1 protein-coding gene is annotated in these 6,109 nt (G+C 41.4%); it reads left to right on the top strand.

From position 1 onward, the window contains the following. Nucleotides 1–6,109, top strand: a 6,109-nt coding sequence (locus H6F62_RS21135; RefSeq protein WP_190372822.1) for a cadherin domain-containing protein, incomplete at both ends; no start/stop codon positions are given.

The raw sequence follows: 6,109 nt of genomic DNA, 5'->3' as shown, positions 1-6,109 counted from the left end.
ATGGTGTGCAAGTAGTCGGTAACTATGCTTACGTAGCTGATAGAGATTCAGGACTACAAATCATAGACATCAGCAACCCCACAACCCCCACCCTCAAAGGCAATTATGATACACCTGGCTATGCTTATGGTGTGCAAGTAGTCGGTAACTATGCTTACGTAGCTGATGGTGAATCAGGACTACAAATAATTGACATCAGCAACCCCTCTACCCCCACCCTCAAGGGCAATTATGATACACCTGGCAGTGCTTGGGGTGTGCAAGTAGTCGGTAACTATGCTTATGTAGCTGATGATTATAAAGGACTACAAATCATTGATATCAGCAACCCCTCTACCCCCACCCTCAAGGGCAATTATAATACATCTAGCTATACTAGAGGTGTGCAAGTAGTGGGTAACTATGCTTGCGTAGCTGATGGGTATTCAGGACTACAAATAATAGACATAAGCAACCCCACAAATCCCACCCTCAAGGGCAATTATGATACTTCTGGCTATGCTTATGGTGTGCAAGTAGTCGGTAGCTACGCTTATGTAGCTGATGATTATAAAGGACTACAAATCATTGACATCAGCAACCCCACTACCCCCACCCTCAAAGGCAATTATGCTACATCTGGCTGGGCTTATGGTGTGCAAGTAGTCGGTAACTATGCTTACGTAGCTGATAGAGATTCAGGACTACAAATCATAGACATCAGCAACCCCACAACCCCCACCCTCAAGGGCAATTATGGTACTTCTGGCTGGGCTTATGGTGTGCAAGTAGTCGGTAACTATGCTTACGTAGCTGATTATGATTCAGGACTACAAATCATTGATATTAGCAACCCCACTACCCCCACCCGCAAGGGCAATTATAATACATCTGGCTATGCTTTAGGTGTGCAAGTAGTCGGTAACTATGCTTACGTAGCTGGTGGGTATTCAGGACTACAAATAATAGACATCAGCAACCCCACTAACCCCACCCGCAAGGGCAATTATGATACTTCTGGCTATGCTAATGGTGTGCAAGTATTGGGTAACTATGCTTACGTAGCTGATGCTGATACAGGACTACAAATAATAGACATCAGCAACCCCACAACCCCCACCCTCAAAGGCAATTATGATACACCTGGCTATGCTTATGGTGTACAAGTAGTCGGTAACTATGCTTATGTAGCTGATGGTTATTCAGTACTACAAATAATTGACATCAGCAACCCCACAACCCCCACCCTCAAGGGCAATTATGATACTTCTAGCTTTGTTAGAGGTGTGCAAGTAGTCGGTAACTATGCTTATGTAGCTGATGATTATAAAGGACTACAAATAATTGACATCAGCAACCCCACAACCCCCACCCTCAAGGGCAATTATGATACTTCTGGCTATGCTTATGGTGTGCAAGTAGTCGGTAACTATGCTTATGTAGCTGATGATGACGGTGGTTTAAAGATTATTAATGTCAGTGAGTTTACTGGTAACGCCAACCAAGCACCCACTAACCTCACACTCTCCACCAGCACAATTGCCGAAAACCAAATTATTGGTACAGTGGTTGGTAATCTTTCCACCACAGACCCAGATACAGGAAACACCTTTACTTATAGCTTAGTCACTGGGAACGGTGCAACGGATAATAGTTTATTTACCATTAGCGGAAATCAACTGAGAAGCAACGCTGTCTTTGACTTTGAAACTAAAAACAGTTATAGCGTTCGACTGAGGACAACAGACCAAGGGGGGTTATTCTTTGAAAGACAATTAACCATTGGAGTTAATAACGTTAACGAAACCCCTACCAACCTCACACTCTCTAATAGCACCGTTGCGGAAAACCAAATTATTGGTACAGTAGTGGGTAATCTCACCACCACAGACCCAGATACAGCAAACACTTTTACTTATAGCTTAGTTACTGGCACAGGTGCAACGGATAATAGTTTATTTACCATTAGCGGAAATCAACTCAGAACCAACGCTGTCTTTAACTTTGAAACCAAAAACAGTTACAGCATTCGACTCAGGACAACAGACCAGGGTGGGTTATTCTTTGAGAGACAATTAACCATTGGAGTCAATAACGTTAACGAAACTCCTACTAATTTAACTCTCTCTAATAACACCGTTGCCGAAAACCAAGTTAGTGGTACAGTGGTTGGTAATCTCACCACCACAGACCCAGATACAGCAAACACTTTTACTTATAGCTTAGTTACAGGGGACGGTGCAACGGATAATAGTTTATTTACCATTAGCGGAAATCAACTGAGAACCAACGCTGTCTTTAACTTTGAAACCAAAAACAATTACAGCATTCGACTCAGGACAACAGACCAGGGTGGGTTATTCTTTGAAAGACAATTAACCATTGGAGTCAGCAACGTTAACGAAACTCCTACCAACGTGTTACTTGACAGTAGCACAGTTGCCGAAAATCAAGCCATTGGTACAGTAATTGGTAATTTCGGTAGCACAGACCCAGATACAGCAAACACCTTTACCTATAGTTTAGTTACAGGGGACGGTGCAACGGATAATAGTTTATTTACCATTAGCGGAAATCAACTGAGAACCAACGCTGTCTTTGACTTTGAAACCAAAAACAGTTACAGCGTTCGCGTTCGCACCACAGACCAAGGTGGGTTAACCTTTGAGAAACAATTAAATATTACCGTTAATGACATTAACGAAGCACCCACCGATTTGTCTTATGACAACACCACTGACACCACCACAATTGATGAAGGTCAAACAGATGGTATAATTGGTAATCTCATCAGCACTGACCCAGATACAGGAAGCACTTTTACCTATAGCTTAATTACAGGGGATGGTGACACCGACAACAGTTCATTTAGTATTGTTGATAAACAACTCATAGCTAATATTGTATTTGACTTTGAAACCCAAACAATTTACAGCATTAGAGTCAAAACTGAAGACCAAGGTGGGTTATCCTTTGAGAAACAATTAAATATTACCGTTACTAACGTTAACGAAGCAGTCCCAGTTATTACCAGTGCTGCTACCGCCACCTTCGCCGAAAACGGTACAGGAACAGTTTATACCGTTATTGCCACCGATGCAGATGCAGGTACAACCCTGACCTATAGCTTATCCGGTACTGATGCTAACCTCTTTAACATCAACAGTAGCAACGGCGTTGTCACCTTCAAAACCGCTCCTAACTTTGAATTACCTAGTGATAACGGTGCAAATAACATTTATGACATCAGTGTTATCGCTGATGATGGTACATTAACCGCCACAAAAGACGTAGCTATTACCGTTACCAACATTAACGACGCTCCTACTAACTTAACACTATCCACTAGCACCGTTGAGGAAAACAAGGCTGTTGGTACAGTGGTTGGTAATCTCACTAGCACAGGCCAAGATATAGGAAACACCTTTACCTATAGTTTAGTCACTGGGGATGGTGCAACGGATAATAGTTTATTTACTATTACTGGAAATCAACTTAAAACCAACGCTGTATTTGACTTTGAAACCAAAAACAGTTACAGCATTAGAGTCAAAACCACAGACCAAAGTGGGTTATCTTTTGAGAGACAATTAACCATTGGAGTCAGTAACGTTAACGACGCTCCTACTAACTTAACACTATCCACTAGCACCATTGAGGAAAACAAGGCTGTTGGTACAGTGGTTGGTAATCTCACTAGCACAGGCCAAGATATAGGAAACACCTTTACCTATAGTTTAGTCACTGGGGATGGTGCAACGGATAATAGTTTATTTACTATTACTGGAAATCAACTTAAAACCAACGCTGTATTTGACTTTGAAACCAAAAACAGTTACAGCATTAGAGTCAAAACCACAGACCAAAGTGGGTTATCTTTTGAGAGACAATTAACCATTGGAGTCAGTAACGTTAACGACGCTCCTACTAACTTAACACTATCCACTAGCACCATTGAGGAAAACAAGGCTGTTGGTACAGTGGTTGGTAATCTCACTAGCACAGACCAAGATACAGGAAACACCTTTACCTATAGCTTAATTGCAGGGGTTGGTGACATCGATAACAGTTCATTTTATTTTGTTGGTAATCAACTCATAGCTAATACTGTATTTGACTTTGAAACCCAAACAAGTTACAGCATTAGAGTCAAAACTGAAGACCAAGATGGATTATCTTTTGAGAGACAATTAAATATTAACGTTAACGACATTAATGAAGCACCCACCGATTTGTTGCTTGACAACACCGCAATTGATGAAGGTCAAACAGATGGTGTAATTGGTAATCTCATCAGCATAGACCCAGATACAGGAAACACCTTTACCTATAGTTTAGTTACAGGGGATGGTGACACCGAAAACAGTTTATTTAGTATTGTTGATAATCAACTCATAGCTAATACTGTATTTGACTTTGAAACCAAAAACAGTTACAGCATTAGAGTCAAAACCACAGACCAAGGTGGGTTATCTTTTGAGAGACAATTAACCATTGGAGTCAATAACGTTAACGAAACTCCTACTAATTTAACTCTCTCTAATAACACCGTTGCCGAAAACCAAGTTAGTGGTACAGTGGTTGGTAATCTCACCACCACAGACCCAGATACAGCAAACACCTTTACCTATAGTTTAGTTACAGGGGACGGTGCAACGGATAATAGTTTATTTACCATTACTGGAAATCAACTCAGAACCAACGCTGTCTTTAACTTTGAAACTAAAAACAGTTACAGCGTTCGCGTTCGCACCACAGACCAAAGTGGGTTATTCTTTGAGAGACAATTAACCATTAGTATCAATAATGTGACTGAAAATGATAACGACAACTTCACCACCACCCCCCAACAAGATATCATAGACGCTCAAGGTGGAGACGATACCACCACCAGCATATTGGCCAATTTACAACAAAACGACACCATCAAAGGTGGTAATGGCACAGATACCCTAATTATCAGCGGAGGAACAGTTAATGATCTTATCTCCATTGATACCAATAACACCACCAATCAATTAGATATTCCTGGAACCACAGTATTCGGATTTGAACGCTTTGATTTAACTAGCTTTGCGGGTACTATCAGTTTTAACGGTACTACTGGTAATGATTGGATTAAAGCAGGTACAGGAAACGATGATTTAGGAGGTGGAAATGGTAATGACACTCTGAACGGGGGAGCGGGTGCAGATTTATTAGGTGGTGGTAGTGGTAATGACACTTATGTAGTAGATAATGTGGGTGATGTCATTATTGAATTTTTAAATCAAGGTATTGATACCGTTGAATCTTCTATCACTTGGACATTAAGAGCCAACTTAGAAAACCTAACGTTACAAGGAACAACCGCTATTAACGGTACTGGTAACACCCTCAATAATACCATTACAGGTAACACTGGTAATAACGTTCTTAATGGTGGTGCGGGCGCTGATACCCTCATTGGTGGTTTAGGAAATGATAGCCTCATTGGTGGCGCTGGTAATGACTCCTACTATGTTGACAGTACAGCAGATATCATCACGGAATCAGTAGGACAAGGACTAGATAGCGTTTTCAGCACCGCAGCAACTTACACCCTCAGCGCCAATGTAGAAAACCTGACTTTACAAGGAACAACCGCTATTAACGGTACAGGTAACACCCTCAATAATATCATTACAGGTAACGCAGCCGATAACGTTCTTAATGGTGGAGCGGGCGCTGATACTTTAATTGGTGGCGCTGGTAATGACTCCTATTATGTGGACAATACAGCAGATAGCATCACAGAAAACTTGAATGAAGGAACTGATATTGTTTTCAGCACTGTAACCTATACTTTAACCCCCAATACCGAAAACCTAACGTTACAAGGAACAACCGCTATTAACGGTACAGGTAACACCCTCAATAATATCATTACAGGTAACGCAGCCGATAACGTTATTACCGGTGGTACGGGTGCTGATACCCTCCTTGGTGGTGCTGGTAATGATACTTACTATGTGGACAATACAGCAGATAGCATCACAGAATTAGGAGGACAAGGAACAGATAGCGTTTTCAGCACTGTAACTTATACTCTCACCACCAACGTAGAAAACCTGGTTTTACAAGGAACAACCTCTATTAACGGTACAGGTAA

This window comes from Anabaena sp. FACHB-1391 (genome assembly GCF_014696755.1).
Taxonomy (GTDB): Bacteria; Cyanobacteriota; Cyanobacteriia; order Cyanobacteriales; family Nostocaceae; genus Dolichospermum; species Dolichospermum planctonicum.
The sequence above is the reverse complement of the archived record's forward strand: the minus strand, read 5'-3'. Positions and strand labels throughout refer to the sequence as shown.